Below are 21629 nucleotides of genomic sequence, written 5' to 3' on the forward strand. Positions count from 1 at the left end.
GACGTGGCTGCGGTATCTCGCTTGATTGATCAATAAAACTGAAGGGTGTTTTGGTGGTAAGGCGGATTATCCGGCATCGCCTTCTCGGTAGTATCAGTCCAGTGCCGGTGTACTGATGCGGGTACCCCCAGCGCGACAACGACAACAAGAAAGGGCTGCAGTTGATGAATATTTCTTCGCCTATATCAAACCAACCGCCGATGCGAGAGTTGAACGTTTCCAACGCCTTGCTCGATGACCGCCAGGCACTGAACGCAGCCTGGGAACGCGATGGCTATTGGTTCTTCCGTGATGTCCTTGACCAAGGATCGGTGTCGCGTTTGCGTGGCGTCTACATGGATTTACTGGATGAGCTTGGGGTTACCCAAAAAGACGACGCGCAGGCGCTCTACAGCGGTAAAAGTCTCGACGGATTCCCGTTCCGCATGGAGCCTTTGGTCGAACGTGAAATCTGGCGCCCCTTTGTCCAGGAACCGCCGATCAACGCGTTCTTCCAGCGTTTGCTGGATGACCAACCGTTCTGGATTCCAACCGTGGAGTACCGCGCCACGCCGCCCACCGCAGAGCGCAAGCCCAGCCGTCTGGATTACTTGCATCAGGATGGTTTCTACAACGTCGGTATTCCGTTCCTGATTTGCTGGATTCCGTTGTCAGTGATCAGCGATGAGGTGGGTGGCCTGGTCTTGGCCGAGGGCATGCACAAAGGGCCGTATTTGCACGATGTGAACACGCCGCCATTGTTTCCGATCCCCAATGGTTCAGTCCCTGATCACGCCTGGCGTCGAACCACCTACCGTCCCGGCGATGTGCTGCTGATGCATATCAACACCCCGCACAGCGGGCTTGCCAACTACTCGGACCGTTTTCGTTTGTCGATGGACATTCGCATCATGGGCGCCTCGGGGCACACCCCGATTATCGGCACCTTGAGCGCGTTATCCAGCAGTTCGGTCAGCGTGGTCGGCGACGATGGGCGCACGGGGACGTTCGTCGTCGATACGCAAACCTATTGCCGGGGTATTGACGGCAAGAAGGTCCCCCTGGAGGAAATTCCCCAGCGCATGAAGGCCGGTGATCCTGCGATTGTTGCTTTCAGCGACGGCCACGCCACCCTTATTCGTCCGCCGCACTGAGGAGCCTTCGATGCCATTACCCACTGTTTTTAATACACGGCTGGCCGGCAAAGTGGCCATCGTTACTGGCGCGGGCTCCCAGGGCAAAGGCGTGGGCACCGGAAAGGCCATCGCTTACCAGTTTGCACGGGAAGGGGCCAGGGTCTGCCTGGTAGATCAACACCCCGAGCGCGCGGAAGAAACCCTGGCGATGATTCTCGAGGCGGGCGGCGATGCGTTTGTTTGCGCCGGTGATGTCACGTCCGATGAGGACTGCCAGCGCTTCGTGAGCGACACGGTCGCGCGTTACGGGGCGCTGCACATCTTGGTCAATAACGTCGGCATCGCCACCGGCCCGCAGCGTTTTGAACAGCACCCCCTCGAACTGTGGCAGCGAGTGATGGAGGTTAACCTCAAAAGTGCTTTTTTGATGAGTCGGCACGCCTTGCCTCACCTCTTAGCAAAGCCCGGTTCGGCCGTGCTCAATATCGCCTCGACCGCCGGTTTGCAAGGCCACGGCTCGGTCGCCTATGGGCCATCCAAAGCGGCGATGGTGCAAATGACCCGTGAGCTGGCGGTGATGTATGGCCGTCAGGGGCTGCGCGCCAACACCGTTGCGCCCGGGCACATCTTTACGCCGTTGGTGGACGGTCTGCTTAACGACAGCATGCGTACCCTGCGCCGCGGCATCGCCCCCCTGAACATTGAGGGTGACGCCTGGGATGTCGCCGCTGCATGCCTGTTTTTGGCCAGCGACGAAGCACGGTTCATTACCGGGATCTGCTTGCCTGTGGATGGCGGTGTGACGCAGGTTGCACCGCTGACTGCCTATGGTCAGGTTCAATCTGAAATCTGACCCCTTCTTCACGACGAGAACAATAACAATGAACGAGAACTGGCAAGCAGGGCATGAGTTGATGGTCCAGATGATGGGGCCTGAGTTCGCCAAGGCGATAGAGGCGGGGGCAACCTCAGGTGGTTTTGCCGCCGATGTCGCGCGCATGGCCATCGAGCATGCGTTTGGCAGCGTGTGGTCACGTCCCGGATTGGAACTCAAGTACCGAAGCGCGGTGGTCATTGGCGCGCTGATTGCTCAACACCAGCCGGCCGAACTGAAGAACCATCTGCGCTTCGGCCTGAACAATGGTCTGACGGTGTTGGAGCTGCAGGAAATCATCATTCAGACACTGCCGTACGTGGGCTTTCCGGCTATTTCCAGTGCGTTGACGGTGACGATTGAAGTGTTGCGCGAGCGCGGGTTGGACGGTGGGGTGAAAAAGGCCGACGAAAGCGGCTTGTTGTAGTTCCACAATCGCCCGTCGCACAGTGAGATGCGACGGGCTGCTGGGGCGCTCAGGTCTGCGACACGGGCAGGCGGATAATCAAGCCATCGAGTTCGGGGGTCATGTTGATCTGGCAAGTCAGTCGGCTTCTGTCATCCACGTCCATGGCGCAACTGAGCATGTCGACTTCATAGGAAGCGGCTTCTGGCATGTGTGCGGCCCATTCAGGTTCGACATAGCCATGGCAGGTTGCGCAGCTGCAACTCCCACCACAGTCTCCGAGAATCCCTGGAATTTGATTATTTACGGCAAGCTGCATCACCGATTGACCGACTTCGGCCTGCACGGTTTGTTCCGTGCCATCGTGCTGGATAAACGTAAGTTTTGGCATCGTTGTTATTCTCAGGCCAGGGAAATCAAGGGGGCGGTAACAGGCTTTTCAGGGGTATGCTGTCGTCTGCCAACTGTTCAGGGTCCACTCGCAGGCGCTCGGCGATGATACGTTTGGCGAGCATGAATTCGGGCGGACGATTGACGGTATCGGCCGCCAGCACCAGGCCGTCCTTGAGATAAAAGGCGCTGAACGAATCGCTGTCCGGCGAACCGCGCACCACCAACTGATCGTAGCCTTGGGACAAACCGACCATTTTCAGCTTCAGATCGTATTGATCAGACCAGAACCAGGGGATGACGTTATAGGGCTTTTGCTTGCCGCAGATCGCCGCCGCTGCGGTACGGGCCTGCTCCAGAGCGTTGGGGACCGACTCCAGGCGCAAGCGCCGCCCCAGCGATGCATTGGGATGATTGGTGCAGTCGCCGGCGGCGTAGATATCTGGATCACTGGTTTGTGCGTGCTCATCGACCAGAATGCCATTGTCGACGGTGAGGCCTGCCTCCTGCGCCAGCTCGGTATTGGGGATCAGGCCGATACCGACCACCACCAGGTCCGCCGGTACTCGAGTGCCATCGGCGCAGAGCACTGCTGATACCGCGTCGCCCGAACGGTCCATCTCTACGTCACTGACCTGCACGCCCGTGCGAATCTCCACGCCGGCTTCGCGGTGTTTGCGCTCATAGAAGGCTGAAAGTTCCGGCGCGGTGACCCTGGCCAGTACGCGAGGAAAGGCTTCCAGCACGGTGACCTTGAGGCCCAGCTTGACGGCCACGGCCGCCACTTCCAGACCGACGTAGCCACCCCCCACGATGACCAGTCGCATGCCGGGTTCAAACTGACGACGCATGGCATCAACGTCACCCAGGGTGCGTAAGTAATGAAAATTGCCCGATTGTTCCGCGAGGCTCGATTTCGGTACCGACAGCGGGCGAGGGCGGCCACCGGTGGTCAGTACGAGCTTGTCGTAGCCAATCCATTCGCCATTCGCCAATTCGACAGATTTGCGTTGTCGATCGATGCGCAAGACCCGCGTGTTATTGATGATCTCGACGTTGGCTTTCATATAGGTGGCAGGGGATTTGATCAGCAGGCTTTCTGCTGTGGCCGCACCGGACAAGTAGGCCTTGGAAAGAGGCGGGCGGTGATAGGGCAAATGGGGTTCGTCACCGATCAGGACAATCCGACCACTCCAACCGTTGTCACGCAAGCTGGTGGCCAACTCCCCGGCGGCATGCCCGGCGCCAACGATCACAGCCGTGCGATGGGTGTTTTCAGTCATTGTTCACCTAGCCTGTTATGAGGGCTTTGAGCGCAGCCGTTATGATTGTTGTTATGGGTTTATTATGAACGTCGTTTCGAATAGTGAACGATCTGTGTGGTGGCTGTCAAACCACTTCATGCGAGAGATGGTGGGCGTAACCAGGGCTGGCCTGATCTTCACTGGCTGCGGGCGGGCGCTATCATTTCCTGCGCCGCGGGATAATGCTCAATAAGAAAATCGACAAATGCGTGGACCTTGCGCGACTCCCTGCGGCCTCGCGGATAAAGTACTTCCAGCGTGGGCGCCATCGAAACCCAGTCAGGCAACACCTGTTGCAAGTGCCCCGACGCCAATGAACCTTTCAAGTGAAAAGCCATTCCCTGGACAATGCCCAGGCCATTCAAGGCGGCTTCGATTCGCGTGTTGCCCTGGCTGATCGACAATCCTCCCAGGGTTTGCAGCTCGATCGGCTGCCCACCGTGCTGGAAGGACCACGGAAGTAAACGGCCGGTACGCTCTATCAGATAGTTGATGCACTCATGCCCATGCAGGTCGTCAGGTGTCAGCGGAATTCCGCGCTGGGCCAGGTAATGCGGTGAGGCAACCGTCAGCAGGGCTGAATGGCCAAGCGGTCTGGCGATCATTCCAGAGTCCCGGAGCAGGCCCAGCCGTATCATCACGTCGTACTGGTTTTCCACGGTTTCGAGGATCTGCTCCGAGTCGGAAAAATCCAGGTGTATAGCCGGATAACGCCGTCGAAACTCCGGGAGCAGGGGCATGATCAGGTGCTGGGCGATGGTGCTGGGGATGTCCAGACGCAGCCGCCCACGTGGTGTGCCGCCTTTGCCCGCCAGCTCGGCTTCGACCCCGCTGATTTGATCGAGAATCTGTTGGCAGTGTACATGATAGGTCACGCCTTCATCCGTCAGGCTCAAGCTCCGTGTGGTGCGATTGAGCAGCCTGACGCCGAGGTCTGATTCCAGGTTGCTCAGGTGAGTCGACACCATCGACGGAGACAGCCCCAGGCTCGCCGCCGCTGCACTCAGGGTGCCGCGGTCGACCACGGCAAGAAAGACTTCCATACAGCGCAACTTGTCCATGGGCCATGCCGATTCTTCAAGATAATTGAAAGATTAATACGGTTTATGCAGGTTTATCTAGCGGGTAAAGACCCCAATAAATTAATTCGGTTGAACAGCGTTCAGCTGAGGTCCTTTTGGGTCAGCGAACGCGAGAGCGAAGCCATCCGTGCTAGCCCTGCAGCCGCTGTGCCGTAGGGCGCGCGGGTCAATAACAATAATTCAGCCAAGGATGCCCCCCTTGAGTAACGACACAAACTGTGTTTCGCCTGGACGACAAGACTCCCGTTGTTACCGGCGTGGGTTCAGGCATTGGCCAAAGCATTGCCGAGTTGTTTGCCCACGTGGGGGCGCAGGTCATTGTTGCCGACGTTAACCTTGAGGCCGCGTGCGCTGTCGCCCAACGTATCGAAGCTGTGGGGGCAGGGCGACTGCGTTGAAAGTGGATGTTTGTGTGATGAAGTGCGCCACTTTGGCGCGGATCAACTTTATTCGAGGAGCTGCTTGCTGCCTTGAAACTTCGTGATTATAGTGAACGAGGTTCGCATATATGAACAATGTTCGTGTGTGCTGGAGATGCGCCTTCTGAAGCGGCTTCAGATCGCCTTTGATGATGTTGTGGCCAGCGCGTACCGATACCCGACGCGATGCGGAGATAATAATAATGGGTGCAAAACTGAATATTGAAGACTTCGACGATCCTTCCTTTGACCCGTTCCTGGAAGACGCGTTGATGTTTGGCGATCACCTTGATCCCTACGCCAAAATTGCCGAAATGCGTCATCAGGGTTCGTTGCACAAAGGCGAATATCGGACGTTGATGGGCTTGTACGCAGACATCACCAAGCCAGCGGATGCGCAGTATTACAGCGTCTTCGGCTATGACGAGGTGGCTCAGGTATTGGGCGACCCGGCCACCTACGGCAATCATGCCTACGACTACAACATCGGCATCAGCTTCGGCCAGAGCATCTCGACCATGGATGCTCCGGAGCATCCACGGTTTCGCCGGATTTTCCAGAAAGCCTTTTTGCCGCAAACAGTCGCCGCCTGGGGTGAAACGCTGGTCGACCCGGTGTTAAGGGGCTTGATGAGCACGTTCGAAGGCCGAGGCGAAGCGGATCTGGTGCAGGAGTTCACCCTGCACTATCCCTTCCACATCATCTATCGCCAATTGGCGTTGCCGCCTGAAGACGCGAAGATTTTCCATAAGCTGGCGATTGCCCAGACCGTGGTATCGGTGGACATCGAACACGGCACGGAAGCGTCGCGCAAGCTGGGCGACTACTTCATCAAGCTGGTGGCCGAACGCCGCGCCAATCCGGGCGATGACCTGGTCAGTTCTCTGGCATTGGCGGAAGTCGACGGCGAATACCTTCCGGAAAATGTGCTGATTTCGTTCTTGCGGCAACTGGTCAACGCTGCGGGCGATACCACCTATCGCGGGACCAGTGTGTTGCTGACGGGACTGTTGAGCAATCCAGAACAACTGGAAGCTATTCGCAACGATCGCTCGCTGATTCCCCAGGCAATCGAAGAGGCATTGCGTTGGGATGGGCCGGTCTTGATGCAGAGTCGCTACGCTCGTGCTGATGCTGTCTTGGGAGGGGTCAATATCCCGGCGGGTACCTTTATCGATGTGGTGGCGGGATCGGCCAACCGTGATGAAAGCAAATTCCCCGACCCAGATACCTTCAATATTTTCCGCAAGCCTCAGCACCGGCATTTTGCGTTTTCCTTTGGCCCTCATGTCTGTATCGGTCAACACTTGGCTCGGGTTGAAATGACCCGTGCGTTGACGGCAATTATCGATGGCCTGCCCAACCTGCGCCTTGATCCGGACAAGCCTGCTCCCCAAGTGCGTGGAACGATGATGCGGGTGCCGCATTCGATTCACGTGAAGTTTGGTTAACAGCCTCCATGCACAGGCTCCAGCTCTGTCATGGTCAATGCGGCCATCACGGGCTTTTGAAGAGTTAAGCTCAATGAAAGAGTTCGATTACATCATCGTCGGTGCGGGTTCGGCCGGCTGCGTATTGGCCAACCGGCTTTCTGAATCTGTGCACAACAGAGTCCTGCTGATCGAAGCCGGGCCTGAAGACCGTAACCCGCTGATCCACATGCCCAAGGGGTTCGGCAAATTGCTGTCGGACCCGAAACACGCCTGGTTTCTTCCGGTGACCACAGACCCAGGCACCGGTCGCACCACCGAGATTTGGGCTCGCGGCAAGATGCTGGGCGGCTCCAGCGCCATCAACGGCATGGTCTACATGCGCGGCCACCCACAGGATTACGATGATTGGGAGGCCAACGGGGCCACCGGCTGGGGGTGGAAGACCATGGCCAAGGCATTCCGCAGTATCGAAAACCATGCGCTGGGTGAAAGTGAGCTGCGCGGCGGTAAAGGCCCTTTGAAGCTGTCCAACTACAGCGACCGTAATGCGCTGGGGGATGCAGTGATCAATGCCTGCAAGGGCCTGGGGTTGAAGCTGCGGGACGATATCAACGGACTCGATCATGAAGGTGTGGCCTATCTGACTTACACCATCAGCGGTGGTGTCCGGCAGAGTGCGGCGAAAGCGTTTCTTGGCCCGGTCCGTCAGCGAAAGAATCTCACCATCGTCACTGCTACCCAAGTGCAGCGGGTGCTATTCGAAGGTACGCGCGCTATAGGTGTCGAGTGCATAAAGGGTGGGACATTGGTGTCTTACACGGCGCGTTGTGAGGTCATACTCAGTGCGGGGGCCCTGGAAACTCCACGTCTCCTGCAATTGTCCGGCGTCGGCGACAGGGCACACCTGACGGCGTTGGGAATCCCCGTGGTTGCGCATAATCCGAACGTCGGCCGTAACATGCGTGAACACCTGCTGTATTTCCTGCAGGTGCGCCTGCGGCATTGGCGTGACAGCCAAAACCGCGAGTTCAGCGGTATACGGCTGATCAAAAACGCCTTGCGTTATGCGCTGACGAAAACCGGCATAATGGCAATGGGCTCTTATCAAGTCGGTGGCTTTTTCAAAAGCCGCCCCGAGCTCGATCGCCCCGACGCGCAATTGATGATGGCCCCCTATTCGCTGGACTTTTCCTCGCCATCCTATGGGTTTGAACCCTTTCCGGGTATGCAGTTATTTGCCTACCCCTTGCGTCCGCGCAGTCTGGGGAGCGTACAGATCACCTCGGCGGACCCGGCTCAGCCTGCACAAATCATCACCAATTACCTGACCGATCCTTACGACCGTGAGGTATCGGTGGCCGCGTTTCGTTTCATGCGCAAAGTCGTCAACAGTGCGTCGATGAATCACATGGTCCTGGAAGAAACGCATCCGGGACCGAAAGTGCAGACCGACGAGGAAATTCTTGCCGAGTTTCGACAGCGTGGGCAGTCGGGATTTCATGCCTGTTCGACCTGCGCCATGGGCTCGGATGACGATGCCGTCCTAGATCCGAGGCTGCGGGTCAGAGGCGTTGAGGGACTGCGCGTGATGGACTTGTCGGTAATACCCACGATGGTGTCAGGCAACACTAACGGGCCAATGATGGCTATGGCATGGCATGCCGCCGATTTGATTCTGGAGGACGCGTCATGAGTCGATTCGAGGACTACGCACAGCGCTTCGCAAACATTCACTTGGAGCGCAAGGACGGCATTGTGCAATTGTCGGTGCATAGCGAAGGCGGTTCGCTGAAATGGGGGGCGTTGGAGGGCAGCATCCACACCCAATTGGGTGATTGCTTTCGTGAGATCGCCCGAGACCCTGAAGTCCGCGTGTTGATCATTACCGGCACCGGTGATGCGTTTTGTGCTGCGATGAACATGACCGAAATGCCGAGTGAGCCGATGTCTCAGGGATGGCACCGCTTGCAGCGTGAAGGAAAGGATTTGCTGATGAACCTGCTGGATATTGAAGTCCCGGTCATTGGTGCCATCAATGGTCCGGCGTACATCCATGCCGAAATCCCGGTGCTGTCGGACATCGTACTGGCGAGCGAAACCACGGAGCTGGCCGATCTGGCGCACTTCGTCCACGGCGTCGTCCCTGGCGATGGCGTACAGGTGGTGTGGCCGATGCTGCTGGGCGCCAATCGAGGGCGTTACTTCTTGCTGACCGGTCAGCGCCTGGGGGCCGCTCAAGCGCTGGCATTGGGCGTCGTCGCCGAAGTCTTGCCTGCGGACAAACTGCTGGCTCGGGCCTGGGAACTGGCTGGGCAATTGGCAAGCAAGCCCCTGCATACCTTGCGCTATACACGTGTCGCCTTCACTCAACCGATCAAGCGCCGGCTTTTGGAGGAGTTGGGCTACGGCCTGGCAATGGAAGGTCTGGCCACCATCGCCATGACTCAATAACGGTCACAAGAGGCTTTTTCAATGAGTCACGTTTTAGATGCCCACGCTCAGGCTGTTGTACAAAAAGCACTGGATCTGGCCACCACCCAAGGCGGTGAAGTCGGCGTTCAGGTGGCGGCTTACCTTAATGGCAAGCTGGTGATCGACGCCTGGAGTGGTTACACGGACGAAGCGCGAACACACGCGGTCGATGGCGATACGCTGTTTAATGTCTACTCGGTGACCAAGGCCGTTGCGGCTACCGCCCTGCATATTCTTGCTGACCGGGGCCAGATCGATTACGACTCGCCGGTCAGCCGTTACTGGCCCGAATACGCTGCCAATGGCAAGGCATTGACCACCGTTCGTGATGTGCTGACGCATCGCGCCTGTGTACCGCAAATGCCCGAGGGTGTGACCCCGGAGCGGATGTGCGACTGGGACTGGATGACTCAGGCCATCGCAGATCTGGAGCCGTTGGCTACGCCTGGCACTAAGACTCTGTACCTGTCGATGACCTTCGGCTGGATCATCGGCGAACTGGTCCGCAGGGTTGATAGCAAACATCGCTCCTTTGGCCGTTTTGTGCGTGAGGAAATCGCCGAGCCACTAGGCATTACCGACCTGTGGATCGGCATTACCGATGACGTCGAGCCGCGTGTCGCCAGGCAAATCAATGCGATGGTATCGGTGCCTGCCGAGTACCTGCCACCGCTGTTCAGCGCCTCGATGCCCGACGCGGTTGCGCTGGCTCCCGAAGTCTTTGAGCGGGCCGACGTGCGGCGTGCAGAGGTCGCGGGGGTAGGGGGCATATTCAACGCCCGCTCCGAGGCGCGGTTCTGGGCGTTTCTCGCCAACGGTGGCGAACTCGACGGGGTACGCCTGCTTTCCAGGGAACTGGTCGCAGCCCTGAACACCCCTCGGGCCAACAGTGAAGAGCCTGACCCGGTAATGTTCGGCTTTCCGATTCCGATCACCATCGGCGGTTTCTGGTTCGGCGGCAACTACCCTCCCGTGACGTGCGTGCAGAACCCCCGCGCGATCTGCCACCCAGGTCAAGGCAACTCGATCGGCTGGGCGGACCCGGACGTCAATCTGGCGGTTGCGATTTGCCATAACAAGCTGTTCAACCCGACCAGTCCTGAAGAGGACCCGTTGCTGCCCATTGCCCAGGCAGTACGTGAGGCATTGGGTATTTGAATGAGCATTGACATCGAACATTTGAAATCCTGGATCGGTCGGCAAGAACATCAGAGCGATCAGCTCACGCGGGTGCCCATGACGGCGTTGGCCGCGACGCTGGAGCATGAGCCGGTCTGTGTTGGGCTGGAGCATGCGCTGCCGGAGCTATGGCACTGGTTGTACTTTTTGCCGCTTGCACAACAGTCGGCTATCGGTGATGACGGTCATCCACGACGTGGCGGATTTCTGCCGCCCATCGAACTGCCTCGCAGAATGTGGGCAGGTGGGCGGCTGGAGTTTCTGCGCAGTCCTTTGGTGGGCAGTTCGGTCGAGCGGACTTCGACGATTCTTAATGTCAGCCACAAAAGCGGTCGTAGCGGTGAGCTGGTATTCGTCACGTTGGAGCACCAAATCGCAGATTCCGGCGGCGTGCTGATCCGCGAAGAGCAAGATCTGGTTTACCGTGATCATCCGCAGCCAGGGGCCCCCTTAAAGGCTACCGAGCTGACGCTGCGTAAGCCGTTATGGACCCGGGAAATCACCCCGGACCCCGTGCTGCTGTTTCGGTATTCGGCACTGACGTTCAATGGACACCGTATTCATTACGACCGACCTTACGCACAGACGGTAGAGGGGTATCCGGGGTTGGTGGTGCACGGCCCGCTGATTGCAACCTTGCTGATGGATTTACTCCATCGGCAGAGGCCGGGTGTCAGGCTCAAACACTTCAGTTTCCGCGCTATGCGGCCGTTGTTCGATACCGCACCGATCACCCTGTGTGCCTTACCTGCTGACAAGGGGGGAACGGTGCTGCTGTGGGCCCAAGGCCCTGACGGGGAAATTGGCATGGAAGCAACCGCCACGCTGGCTTGATTCCACGCCGCGATTCAGTGACTTAGCGTCAAGGAGAACCCATGCGTTCCTATTTGTTTGTTCCCGGTAATCGACCCGAGCGTTTTGCTAAAGCACAGGCATCGGGCGCCGACGTCGTGATCATTGATCTGGAGGACGCGGTGGCCGATGCCGATAAACCTCTGGCACGTGAGCATGTGCGCACAGCCGTGGAGGGGGGCGCTCGTGTCTGCCTGCGGATTAACGCCTACGGTTCGCCTTGGTTCACTGAAGATCTGGCACTGTTGGCTTCAATGAACGTCGAGAGTGTGATGCTGCCGAAGGCCGAGACCCTGGAGCCATTCCTGGCCCTGCGCAGGGTGACTCAGGCGCCGATTATCGCGTTGGTGGAAACCGCGCTGGGTATCCAACAAGTGCTGGTCGTGGCGCAAGCCCCTGGGGTCCAGCGCATCGCTTTTGGTTCAGTGGATTATCAATTGGACGTGGGCTGTGATGGCAGTGATGACGCCTTGTTGTACGCGCGCTCGCAAATTGTCGTCGCCTCGCGGGTCGCACGTATTGACGGGCCGATCGATGGGGTCTGTGTCAGCATTGATAATCAGGACGCCATAAGGCATGAGGCCGCACACGGCAAGGCGCTTGGCTTCGCCGGCAAGATGTGTATCCATCCGCGGCAGGTGCCTTTGGTCAATCAGGTGTTCAGCCCGTCCGAGCGTGAAATGGCCTGGGCCAAAGAGGTCATCCAGGCCTTCGCGCTCTCGAATGACGGCGCGGTGAAGGTGCAGGGTGAAATGATCGATCTGCCGGTGCTGCTCAAAGCGCGAAAAATCATCGCTCAAGGCGAGTCCGACTAGGTTGTGTAGTGCGACACCCAATTCGGACGGAGTCGAATCAGGTGTTTCAGCGCTTGTTCATGCGTGACCGAGCAGACCGGACGCTGCGGTGCCTACCGAGATCAGCAACTCGCGCAGCTCATTGAGTTTGTGCTGCATGCGTTCGGCAGGTGCTGCGATCACCAACGCTGCCGCTACTGTACCGTCGGTGTTGTGGACCGGTACTGCAATCCCGGCGGCGCCTTCGCTGAGCTCGCTGATGCTGATGGAGACGCCGGTTTCACGAATCTCTTTCAGCTGCTTTTTCAACGTGCTGCGATCTGTGATGGTGCGCCAAGTCATGGCCTTCAGCTTCGCGGACTTGAGGTAGGCATCCTGGGTACGTTCATCCTGATAGGCCAATAAAAGACGACCAGGCGCAGTACAGTGGAGGGGACGTGGAGCGCCCAGCGGCGAAACGTAACGCACCGGGTTCTGTGAGTCGATACCGTCGATGTGGGTCACCATCTGTGACTCCATATCGATCACGGACAGGTACACGCTTTCGCCAGACTTGACGGCCAACTCTTCGAGATAGGGGCGCATCAGCTTGGGGAAGTTGCGGGTGGCCAGGATGTCTCCCGCCAGCCGGTATATAAACGGACCAAGCCGGTAACGATTGCTGCCATGGCTGAGATAGCCTTCAGCGACCAGCGGACGCAGCAGCGTTAACAGACTGCTTTTCGGGGATTCCAGCGTCACGCTCAATTCGGCAAGAGAAAGGCCGTCAACGGCCTTTGCCAGGGTTTCGAACAGGCCCAGGATCCGCGTTACAGAGCGTGGGCCCATGGATACTTGAGATTCAGCACTATCCACGTGTATTACCTTTTCATGATTGATCAAATCGTTGTGTTGATGTCTAGCCCATCGAATGCAACGGTACTGCTTGAAGTAGGTGTGCATCATACCAAATACCGTTTAACAATTCCCTTTGATCTTGAACGCCTTGTAAACGCTGCGCTGTAGCCAGGTTTTGATGGCCCTATGGCTTATTTATAGAAGGCATTTACCCGACGCGCCGTTTTTTTTGAGGTTTTCTGAACGGCTTATTTGTTTGCATATGTGAATATCGTTCAGTATTCTGTTGTGAGTGATCACCTCGAATTGCGGCTATCCGCTCGCTGCTGTGAGCCTGTCCGGGATTATGGGTGATGCGTATTCACGATCGAGGGATCAGGCATGACGGATATGGTTAAGGGCAAGGTGGTGGTCGTCACGGGCTCCGGTGGCGGCATTGGGCGAGACATTGCGTTGCTCATGGCGAAATACGGTGCCAAGGTGGTGGTCAACGATGTCGGGGCCTCTGTCAGTGGTGAGGGGCTGGATGTCGGGCCCGCGCAAAAAGTTGCGGATGAGATCAGGGCCGCCGGCGGCGACGCCGTGGCCAATACCGACAGTGTTTCTGACCCGGCGGCGGCGGCCAGGTTGATCGAGCAGGCGGTGCAAACCTATGGGCGGATTGACGTCGTGGTCAACAACGCCGGCATCCTGCGTGACCGTTTTTTTCACAAAATGACAGCCGAAGAGTTTGACGCGGTACTCAAGGTCCATCTCTACGGCACCTTCTACGTCAGCCGCGCTGCCGCCAACTATTTCAAGGAGCAGGAATCGGGGTGCTTCGTGCACATGACTTCTACCTCTGGCCTGATCGGCAACCTCGGTCAAGCCAACTACAACGCCGCGAAGCTGGGCATCATGGCGTTATCCAAGTCCATCGCCCTGGACATGCAAAAATTCAATGTTCGGTCGAACTGTATCGCGCCTTTCGCGTTCAGTCGCATGATTGGTGCCATACCCACCGATACGCCAGAGCAGCAGGCCCGCGTCGAAAAAATCAAACAGATGACGCCGGCAAAAATCGCCCCCATTTGCGTGTATCTGGCCAGTGACCAGGCAGCTGAAGTCAACGCTCAGGTGTTTGCGGTGCGTAATAACGAGATATTTTTGATGAGCCAGCCGCGACCGATCCGATCGGTACAGCGCTCGGAAGGCTGGACCCCTGAAACCTTGGCTGAGCACGGTATGCCTGCGCTGAAAGGCTCCTTCATTCCCATGGATCGCTCCGGCGATGTCTTTACCTGGGATCCTGTTTAAAGCTTGCAGTAGCGGTAATTGGAATCGAGTTCGTAGCTTACGACGTGAATAAAAACAACAATAAAAGCCGCTTTTTTGACCAGAGGCGGCAGAGGAGGGAAGTAACGTGACTTACCCTGATAGCTGGACAGTGCCTGCACATGTCCCCCCCCATCTGGTGATTGATTTCGACTGCCTTCATCCGGCAGGCGCCGAGACGGACGTGCACCTCGCCTGGAAGGTGCTGCATGACGGCCCCGACATTGTCTGGTCGCCTTATAACGGCGGGCACTGGATCGCCACCCGCGCAGAGGACATTGAAGTCATCCAGAAAGATGGCGCTCGTTTCTCTCATCGCCTCATAAATATCCCGCCTACGCCACAAATCACTCTGGTTCCGCTGGAGTTGGACGTGCCGGAACATACGGCTTATCGAGCGTTGATCACACCGTCTTTCCTGCCGCAGGCCATTGCCTCGATGGAAGATGATATCAGGGCGCTGACGATCGAGTTGATCGAAGGTTTTCAGGCGAACGGTCAGTGTGAGTTCGTCAACGACTTCGCCAAAATGTTGCCAATCCTGATTTTTTTACGTCTGGTGGACCTGCCCAGCAGTGATCGCCTTGAGTTGCTGACTATGGCGGAGATGGCCGTGCGCGGCACGTTGGAAGAGCGCATCGAGTCGCAGGTTTTACTGCAGCGTTACCTTGGAAATTGGATTCAGGATCGGACGCTCAACCCAGGCACCGATGTCATCAGCCTGATTGTCAATGCGCAGATCGACGGCGTCCCTATCCGGCCCGAACGCATGTTTGGCATGCTGATTGTGGTGCTGTTCGGTGGCCTGGACACCGTTGCTTCAATGATGAGTTTTATCTGTCGCTTCCTCGCCGAACACCCAACCAAACGGCAACAACTGGTTGACGCTCCCCAATTGATTAATACCGCGGTCGACGAATTGATTCGGCGTCACGGGGTCACCAATACCGCGCGGGTCGTGACCGGCGATTTCGACTTCAAAGGTGTGCCGCTCAAAGACGGCGATCAGATTCAGGTTCCGAATGCGCTGTTCGGTCTGGATGAACGCCGCTTTACCGATCCCATGGATGTTGACTTGACCCGCAAGCCAGTGATCCACGCAGCCTTCGGCAATGGTCCGCACCGCTGCCCCGGGTCGTTTCTGGCCCGCACCGAAATCAAGGTATTCCTGCAGGAATGGCTCAAGCGCATTCCAGACTTTCGCGTGAAACCGGGTGAGCAACCGCGTACGGCGTCAGGGGCGGTGAATGGAGTGCTTCATTTGCCGCTGGTCTGGGACGTTAACTAAGGAGTCGACATGAAACAGTGGCAATGCATTTTCTGCGGTTTTTTTTATGACGAAGCCTTAGGTCTGCCCGAAGAGGGCATTGCGCCCGGGACACGCTGGGCAGATATTCCCGAAGACTGGATGTGCCCTGAATGTGGTGCCGCCAAAGTTGATTTCACCATGGTCGAAGTCTGATTGTCCTGCACCTTACAGCGATAGACGTCCAGGGCGTCAACCTACTGCCAAAAGGATACCTGAATGGATTTTTCAAGTTATAAAGCGCTCAAGCTGGAACGCGATGAGAACGGTATTTTGACGATCACCTTCAATCGCCCAGACTCACTCAATGCCGTTGATGCGGGCATGGATGAAGAATTGGGCAGAGTGTTCACCGAAGCGGGATACGACGAACAGACCCGCGTGGTGATCCTGACCGGTGCCGGCCGTGCTTTCAGCGCGGGCGGCGACCTTGAAGAAATGCAACTGGTCATTGATGAACCCCAGCGATTCATCGACGGCATGCGCCGTGGCAAGCAACTGCTCTTTTCGATGCTTGATTGCCCTAAACCGATTATTGCCAAAATCAACGGTCATGCCATCGGCCTGGGCGCCACCCTGGCACTCTTCTGTGACCTGACCTATGCCACGTTAACCGCCAAAATCGGTGATCCTCATGTCAGCGTGGGCTTTGTCGCGGGTGATGGCGGCGCGGCCATCTGGCCGCAACTGATCGGTTATGCGAAGGCCAAGGAGTATCTGCTGACGGGCGAGGCATTGACCGGCGAAGAGGCTGCCCGTATCGGTTTGATCAACCATGCCGTCACGGCCGAAGAGCTTGACGAAACCGTCCAGGCGATGGCGCTCAAGCTGGCCCAGGGCGCCTCGAAAGCCATCCAGTGGACCAAGCTTGCGGTCAACATCAGCCTCAAGCAGATCGTCAGCTCGGTGATTGATGCCTCGTTCGCGTATGAGGCCTTGTCCAACCAAACCGAAGATCATCAGGAAGCGGTCAATGCGTTCCGGGAAAAACGTAAACCGGTATTCAAAGGTCGCTGACACTCACTGTGTTGAAAAAGGGCATCTGACATGAGTAGGACGGTGGTGATTACGGGCGGCTTCGGCAGCCTGGGTGTTGCAGTAGGCCGATCATTTGCACAGGCAGGCTGGCAGGTATCGCTGGTAGATCGGGCCGCGCAGGCTCTGCCGGCGATCAGCGCCGAGTTCAGCGGGCAGTTGTTGCTGGGCGATGTGGACCTGACGGATCTGGCAGCGGCAAACAGTGCCTTGGCCAAGGTCCAGGCGCACTTTGGCAGTGTGGATGCGCTGATTAACGTAGCGGGCGGATTTCGCTGGGAAACTCTGGAGGAGGGCGATCTGGCGACGTGGGATCTGCTGTACCAGATGAACCTGCGTACGGCCGCGACGGCCTGCAAAGCCTCACTCGCGCATCTTAAGGCGAGTGGAGCAGGGCGCATCGTCAATATTGCAGCCGGTGCTGCCAGCAAGGCAGCCTTGGGCATGGGGGCTTATGCGGCGTCCAAGGCCGGGGTGATGCGACTGACCGAGGCGGTGGCTGAAGAGCTCAAAGATCACGGGGTCACCGTCAACGCGATTTTGCCCTCGATTATCGATACGCCGCAGAACAGAGCAGACATGGCAGATGCTGACTTCACGCGATGGGTCCAACCGGCACAGATCGCGCAGGTGATTCTGTTTTTGGCGTCTGACGCAGCGTCGGCAATCACTGGCGCGTCGATTGCAGTCAACGGCAGAGTCTGATTTTCCGCATCCAACGCGCCGGTCAGAACTTGCAGCTCGGCGAAAGTAAGGGGGGCCTGGCTTCTCGACTATCACGGCCTGTTCACTGATGCTTTTACGCCAGACACGAATGCTAACTTTCAGGGCACGGGCGAATGCCAGGACAAACGGCACCCGATGCCCGACCTCACCAAAGGTATAGGTGAACACCGCTCAGGAAAGGCCTGTATTTTATTAGTCGACAACCAAAATCGGCACATCTGTAAGGATTGCTGAACGAGTTAGAAGACGAGAAATCAGCCCGTTGGTGATCCCCGGCAGAAAGCCAGTTGGTTAGCCTAGAAATGATCAAGGCTCCTTCTGTGTACGTCTTTGCTGGGCAATGAAGGCCGTCGCGAGGCTGTGGTGTTCTTCACTCAAGGTGGCCGCCAACTGCCGCCCCAAGGTCGTGTCAAGCACTTGGGCAGCGCTACGATGCAGGTAGCTGTTCATGATTTTTTTGGTTTCACGCAGTGCCTGGCTGGGTTGTTTGAGCAGCTTTTCAGCCAATGCGCGGGCTTCTTCCATGAGTTTTTCCGGCGCTACTACGCGGTTGGCCAGCCCGTAGTCCACGGCCTGCTGTGGGGTGATGCGATCGCCCGTGAAGATCAATTCCTTGGCTCTCAATAAACTGGTGTAAAGCGGCCAGGCCACCGAAATACCGTCGCCCACGACCAAGCCGATATTGATGTGCGGCTCGGCCATGAACGATTTTTCCGACATCAGCACGATGTCGCACAGGGTGGCCATGGTCGCGCCCCATCCTACTGCCGGTCCATTCACTGCGGCGATAATCGGAATGGGCAGATCAATGAAGCTGAGGAGGGTGCGACGGGCATTTTCCTGCACCGACCGCGCAAAGTCCGAATCTTCCAGCGTCTTGACGAAGTGCTGAAAATCACCACCGGCACTGAAGGCTCGGCCGGCACCGGTCAGGATGGCGACACGTGCTTCCCTGTCTTCGGCCAGAGCGCGAAACAGTTTTGGATAGGCGAATAACATAGCGGTAGAGGATGCGTTGAGGTCATCAGGTCGATTGAGGGTGATCAGGCGCAAGCCGCCTTCGGCAGTCACCTGAATTTCTGGTGGCAAGTCATAAAGATTTGGCATGTCTGGCTCCTTGAGAGTATGGGTGGGCACCGATAGGCGCCTGTACCATCAGCCTGGAAACTCACTGATATGGTTTTTTACCCACTGCTCCAGCAGTGTAAGTGGCACTTCGTAGGCTGCCAACGCGTTAATGTCAGCGCGATAACCCACTTCGTTTGTCCACTCCTGCGAACGCACCCAACCTGGAAATAGGCCCGCCGCGATAGCCTCGCCAGGGGAGACCGATTCACTGATGATGTTTCTGTGAAGCACACGGCTCAGCAGTGCTGCAACCTCATCCATCGACAACGCCTCATTGGCCAGATCGATGCTTTTGCCGTTGTATCGTTCAGGGTGTTCTAACGCTGCTCGCGCAAAGGCGCCGACGTCATCGGCCGTGGTCAATTGCAGGTGGGTATTAGGATCGAGGGCGGTGATGATTTTTCCGTCAACCAGGTGTGGAAACATGTACCGGGCTTTGGGCAGGGTGAAGTTGTCCAGCATGAAGGCCGGCTTGAGCACCGTCCAGGATGGGAATCCAGCGTGGCGAACGCGCTCCTCGATGTCCCACTTATCGGTCCAGTACTTCTGCCACCAATAGCCACTGCCCCAGCGTGCAAAGCTCGTGTGTTTGCCGGCCTCGCACACCGAGGTATGCACGAAGTGTTGAACGCCGGCCTGGTAGGCAGCCTCCACCAGCGCGAAGCCCTGCTTACGCTCGCTGTCTGTGTTGGAACTGTCCGGGATCTGTACCGAAAATACCCCATAAATACCTTGCAGTGCATTAACCAGAGACGCGGGATCGTCCATGTCGCCCGCAACAACAGTTGCCCCTTGTTTGACCAGCGCCTGTGCAGCAGGCGAGTCAGGAGAACGCGTTAAAACTCGCACGGGATATCCAGCCGCCAGCAGCGCCCGCGCGGTAGCCCCCCCTTGGGCACCCGTACCTCCAGTGACGAGGATCGGTGAATTACGGTTGTTCATTTCAAGACTCCTGAGTCGATACATGCGGGATCAGTTGGAAACGAGAGACAGTTTTTTCGCCAGTTCAACCAGTTCGGAGCCGATGGCCAGCAGCTTTTTACGGGGCCAATCCAAGGCCAGGCCAGAGGCAGACAAACCGTATATTTTTCCGGTGTCCCGGGTGCGAATGGGTACAGCCACGGCGTTGAATTGAGGGTGCATGACGCCAATGCTGAGGATGAATCCATACGTCTGATAGTCCGCAATCGCCCGTCGGATGTTGGCTTGGGTCGTGGGCCAATCACTGGGATGTGCTGCTTTCAGGCCCTTTATGACGTCCTCACGTTCCTCGGCCTCATACGCCGCCAGGCACGCCCAGCCAGTAGGTGCGGTTGCCAATGGGCGGCGCGCACCGACCGGATCGTTGAAGTAAACGAAGTCACCGTGAGTGCGTTGGAGATAGAGCATGTCCAGGCCGTCGCGAACCGACAACGAAGCACCCATCCGATAGCGCTCGGTTAACGACTGCATATAAGGCTGGGCGACCTTGGGCAGTTCGGCACGCACCAGCGCCGCATAACCGAGCGCAAGTGCCGGTAGGCCCAAAGCTATCTTGCTGTTCTCACCCGCGCAGACCAAAAAACCTTCGCGTTCAAGCGTGTAGCACAGGCGCCAGACCGTGGGTTGTGGCAGCCCCGTCATGGCCACCAATTCACGCGCGGTCAGTTCAGGCCTGTCGTAGGTAAAACACCGTAGAATTTGTAGACCACGCGCCAGGGCGGTGACGTACTGACGGTCTTTATCGGGTTTATCCATTTCGACATCACTCTGAACGATGTTCGGCATTGTAAACGACGTTCGAATAAATTACATTCATTCGCACAGCAGATTCAACATTCGCTGTGCGAATAAATTCAGAGGATAAAAATAAGATGACCTCCAGTCTGTTCGATCTCCACGGTAAAGTTGCCGTCATTACCGGCTCAAGCCGCGGCCTTGGATTTGCCAGTGCCAAAGGCATGGCAGAGCAGGGCGCTAAGGTGGTGATTTCTGGTCGTAAAGCGGACGCCTGTGAAAAGGCGGCTCAATCGATTCGCGACGCCGGAGGCGAGGCCATCGCCGTACCGTGCAACATTGGCCGCAAAGATGAACTGCAAAATCTGGTGGACACCACCCTTGCAACCTGGGGCAGGATTGACATCGTGATGGCCAATGCCGCCATCCATCCCTGGGGCGGCTCGGTCCTGGATCTACAGGACGAAACCTTCAACAAATTCATGCAGGTCAATGTGCAGAGCAGCATCTGGCTGACACAGATGACTCTGCCGGCCATGCTGGAGCGGGGTTATGGACGTTTTATCGTCGTGGCCTCGATCGTTGGTCTGCTGGGTGACCCGGTCAGTGGCACCTACGGGCTGACCAAGGCTGCGGACATGCAGATGGTGCGCAACATGGCCAATGAATTTGCCAGCCGGGGCGTGACGGCCAACTGCATCGCTCCCGGTACTTTCAAGACCGAAATGGCGCGTTCCCAGTGGGAGGATCCTGCCATGGTCGAGTGGTACAACGGGCGCAATCCCTCCAAGCGCTTTGGGGAGGCTGACGAAATCGCCGGACTTGCCGTGATGCTGGCTTCGCCGTCGGGTGGTTACATCAACGGTCAGACCATCGCAGTGGACGGCGGTCACACTGTCTCCTTTCGCTAGAGCCCTGGAACTTCGTTCTGGTGCGCAGTCCACAAGCTAGGTGTCGTCTTGGTCAACTCGCTCGCACGGGACTAGATCAGGTGCTTCAATTCTTACGGCCTGGGTCTTTGTCACCACTACCGGCTTTGCCGCGCATGCCGTCAGGCAGAGGCTTTGCAGCCCAACCACGAACAGGCTTGTGTACGCCATAGAGGAAGCCATAGAGCTTGGGCCTTGCATCTACCTCACGATCTATCCTGTTGTTGGTCTATACGAACACCTTCTTGGCTTTGTCTTCTGGGTTGGCCAGCCCTTTCAGCTGCCTCATCCCTCACACGCTGACGGTTAGCCACCACG

Annotated in this window: 23 protein-coding genes; 16 read left to right on the forward strand and 7 right to left on the reverse strand. The window is 57.4% G+C overall.

Annotated features, from left to right (window positions below):
* Nucleotides 1-164 precede the first annotated feature (164 nt).
* From HDC32_RS26125 to HDC32_RS26135, 3 genes are read left to right on the forward strand one after another with little or no spacing between them, the layout of a single operon-like run.
* Nucleotides 165-1133 carry a phytanoyl-CoA dioxygenase family protein gene (locus HDC32_RS26125; protein ID WP_145338603.1) on the forward strand — a complete coding sequence of 323 codons (969 nt, stop codon included), beginning with the start codon at nucleotides 165-167 and terminating at the stop codon, nucleotides 1131-1133.
* A gap of 10 nt (nucleotides 1134-1143) precedes the next feature.
* The gene (locus HDC32_RS26130; protein ID WP_145338604.1) at nucleotides 1144-1968 is read left to right on the forward strand and encodes an SDR family NAD(P)-dependent oxidoreductase; all 825 of its coding nucleotides are present in this window, start codon (nucleotides 1144-1146) and stop codon (nucleotides 1966-1968) included.
* Nucleotides 1969-1996: 28 nt separating this feature from the next.
* Nucleotides 1997-2416 carry a carboxymuconolactone decarboxylase family protein gene (locus tag HDC32_RS26135; RefSeq protein WP_053136158.1) on the forward strand — a complete coding sequence of 140 codons (420 nt, stop codon included), beginning with the start codon at nucleotides 1997-1999 and terminating at the stop codon, nucleotides 2414-2416.
* Nucleotides 2417-2465: 49 nt separating this feature from the next.
* On the opposite strand, the gene HDC32_RS26140 is transcribed toward HDC32_RS26135, so the two are convergent.
* The 3 genes from HDC32_RS26140 to HDC32_RS26150 all read right to left on the reverse strand — a co-directional run bounded on the left by HDC32_RS26140 (nucleotide 2466) and on the right by HDC32_RS26150 (nucleotide 5132).
* Nucleotides 2466-2786 (reverse strand): 2Fe-2S iron-sulfur cluster-binding protein, encoded by a 321-nt coding sequence (locus HDC32_RS26140; RefSeq protein WP_145338605.1) that lies wholly within the window; start codon nucleotides 2784-2786, stop codon nucleotides 2466-2468.
* A gap of 25 nt (nucleotides 2787-2811) precedes the next feature.
* Nucleotides 2812-4068, reverse strand: coding sequence for an NAD(P)/FAD-dependent oxidoreductase (locus HDC32_RS26145; RefSeq protein WP_145338606.1), 1257 nt, complete (start codon nucleotides 4066-4068; stop codon nucleotides 2812-2814).
* Between the two features lie 158 nt (nucleotides 4069-4226).
* Nucleotides 4227-5132: a LysR family transcriptional regulator gene (locus HDC32_RS26150; RefSeq protein WP_178116810.1), complete on the reverse strand. Its 906-nt coding sequence runs from the start codon at nucleotides 5130-5132 to the stop codon at nucleotides 4227-4229.
* A 257-nt stretch (nucleotides 5133-5389) separates the two neighbouring features.
* Here HDC32_RS26150 and HDC32_RS26155 point away from each other — a divergent pair, with 257 nt between their 5' ends.
* From HDC32_RS26155 to HDC32_RS26185, 7 genes are all read left to right on the forward strand, one after another.
* Entirely contained in the window at nucleotides 5390-5569 is a 180-nt protein-coding gene (locus HDC32_RS26155; RefSeq protein WP_145338608.1) for an SDR family NAD(P)-dependent oxidoreductase, read from the forward strand.
* A 224-nt stretch (nucleotides 5570-5793) separates the two neighbouring features.
* Nucleotides 5794-7041 carry a cytochrome P450 gene (locus tag HDC32_RS26160; protein WP_145338609.1) on the forward strand — a complete coding sequence of 416 codons (1248 nt, stop codon included), beginning with the start codon at nucleotides 5794-5796 and terminating at the stop codon, nucleotides 7039-7041.
* A 73-nt stretch (nucleotides 7042-7114) separates the two neighbouring features.
* The gene (locus HDC32_RS26165; protein WP_145338610.1) at nucleotides 7115-8716 is read left to right on the forward strand and encodes a GMC family oxidoreductase; all 1602 of its coding nucleotides are present in this window, start codon (nucleotides 7115-7117) and stop codon (nucleotides 8714-8716) included.
* A complete protein-coding gene (locus HDC32_RS26170) occupies nucleotides 8713-9474 on the forward strand; it encodes an enoyl-CoA hydratase/isomerase family protein (protein WP_145338611.1) in 762 nt (253 codons plus the stop codon). The genes HDC32_RS26165 and HDC32_RS26170 overlap by 4 nt, the downstream gene beginning before the upstream one ends.
* Before the next feature lie 21 nt (nucleotides 9475-9495).
* Nucleotides 9496-10653 (forward strand): serine hydrolase, encoded by a 1158-nt coding sequence (locus tag HDC32_RS26175; RefSeq protein ID WP_145338612.1) that lies wholly within the window; start codon nucleotides 9496-9498, stop codon nucleotides 10651-10653.
* Nucleotides 10654-11508 (forward strand): MaoC family dehydratase N-terminal domain-containing protein, encoded by an 855-nt coding sequence (locus HDC32_RS26180; RefSeq protein WP_145338613.1) that lies wholly within the window; start codon nucleotides 10654-10656, stop codon nucleotides 11506-11508.
* A 41-nt stretch (nucleotides 11509-11549) separates the two neighbouring features.
* Nucleotides 11550-12341 (forward strand): CoA ester lyase, encoded by a 792-nt coding sequence (locus HDC32_RS26185; RefSeq protein ID WP_145338614.1) that lies wholly within the window; start codon nucleotides 11550-11552, stop codon nucleotides 12339-12341.
* Between the two features lie 57 nt (nucleotides 12342-12398).
* On the opposite strand, the gene HDC32_RS26190 is transcribed toward HDC32_RS26185, so the two are convergent.
* Complete coding sequence (locus HDC32_RS26190) at nucleotides 12399-13265, reverse strand: IclR family transcriptional regulator (RefSeq protein WP_218571056.1); 867 nt, start codon at nucleotides 13263-13265, stop codon at nucleotides 12399-12401.
* A 273-nt stretch (nucleotides 13266-13538) separates the two neighbouring features.
* Between HDC32_RS26190 and HDC32_RS26195 the strand changes: the two genes are divergently transcribed.
* The 5 genes from HDC32_RS26195 (at nucleotide 13539) to HDC32_RS26215 (ending at nucleotide 17517) form a co-directional block, all read left to right on the forward strand.
* Nucleotides 13539-14453 carry an SDR family NAD(P)-dependent oxidoreductase gene (locus HDC32_RS26195; RefSeq protein ID WP_218571057.1) on the forward strand — a complete coding sequence of 305 codons (915 nt, stop codon included), beginning with the start codon at nucleotides 13539-13541 and terminating at the stop codon, nucleotides 14451-14453.
* A 106-nt stretch (nucleotides 14454-14559) separates the two neighbouring features.
* A complete protein-coding gene (locus tag HDC32_RS32260) occupies nucleotides 14560-15759 on the forward strand; it encodes a cytochrome P450 (RefSeq protein ID WP_145338615.1) in 1200 nt (399 codons plus the stop codon).
* A 9-nt stretch (nucleotides 15760-15768) separates the two neighbouring features.
* Complete coding sequence (locus tag HDC32_RS26205; RefSeq protein WP_053136117.1) at nucleotides 15769-15933, forward strand: rubredoxin; 165 nt, start codon at nucleotides 15769-15771, stop codon at nucleotides 15931-15933.
* A gap of 63 nt (nucleotides 15934-15996) precedes the next feature.
* Entirely contained in the window at nucleotides 15997-16794 is a 798-nt protein-coding gene (locus HDC32_RS26210; RefSeq protein ID WP_145338616.1) for an enoyl-CoA hydratase/isomerase family protein, read from the forward strand.
* Between the two features lie 30 nt (nucleotides 16795-16824).
* Complete coding sequence (locus HDC32_RS26215; RefSeq protein WP_145338617.1) at nucleotides 16825-17517, forward strand: SDR family NAD(P)-dependent oxidoreductase; 693 nt, start codon at nucleotides 16825-16827, stop codon at nucleotides 17515-17517.
* A 327-nt stretch (nucleotides 17518-17844) separates the two neighbouring features.
* On the opposite strand, the gene HDC32_RS26220 is transcribed toward HDC32_RS26215, so the two are convergent.
* The 3 genes from HDC32_RS26220 to HDC32_RS26230 form a co-directional block, all read right to left on the reverse strand.
* The gene (locus HDC32_RS26220; RefSeq protein WP_221462034.1) at nucleotides 17845-18591 is read right to left on the reverse strand and encodes an enoyl-CoA hydratase/isomerase family protein; all 747 of its coding nucleotides are present in this window, start codon (nucleotides 18589-18591) and stop codon (nucleotides 17845-17847) included.
* 102 nt (nucleotides 18592-18693) lie between these two features.
* On the reverse strand, nucleotides 18694-19608 hold the full coding sequence (locus tag HDC32_RS26225) for an NmrA/HSCARG family protein (protein ID WP_145338619.1): 915 nt from the start codon (nucleotides 19606-19608) through the stop codon (nucleotides 18694-18696).
* Between the two features lie 30 nt (nucleotides 19609-19638).
* Complete coding sequence (locus tag HDC32_RS26230) at nucleotides 19639-20433, reverse strand: IclR family transcriptional regulator (protein WP_145338620.1); 795 nt, start codon at nucleotides 20431-20433, stop codon at nucleotides 19639-19641.
* Between the two features lie 86 nt (nucleotides 20434-20519).
* On the opposite strand from HDC32_RS26230, the gene HDC32_RS26235 reads away from it, so the two are divergent.
* The gene (locus tag HDC32_RS26235) at nucleotides 20520-21293 is read left to right on the forward strand and encodes an SDR family NAD(P)-dependent oxidoreductase (RefSeq protein WP_145338621.1); all 774 of its coding nucleotides are present in this window, start codon (nucleotides 20520-20522) and stop codon (nucleotides 21291-21293) included.
* The last annotated feature ends 336 nt before the right edge of the window (nucleotides 21294-21629 follow it).

Origin of the sequence: Pseudomonas sp. JAI120 (assembly GCF_014207255.1) — a bacterium.
GTDB lineage: Bacteria > Pseudomonadota > Gammaproteobacteria > Pseudomonadales > Pseudomonadaceae > Aquipseudomonas.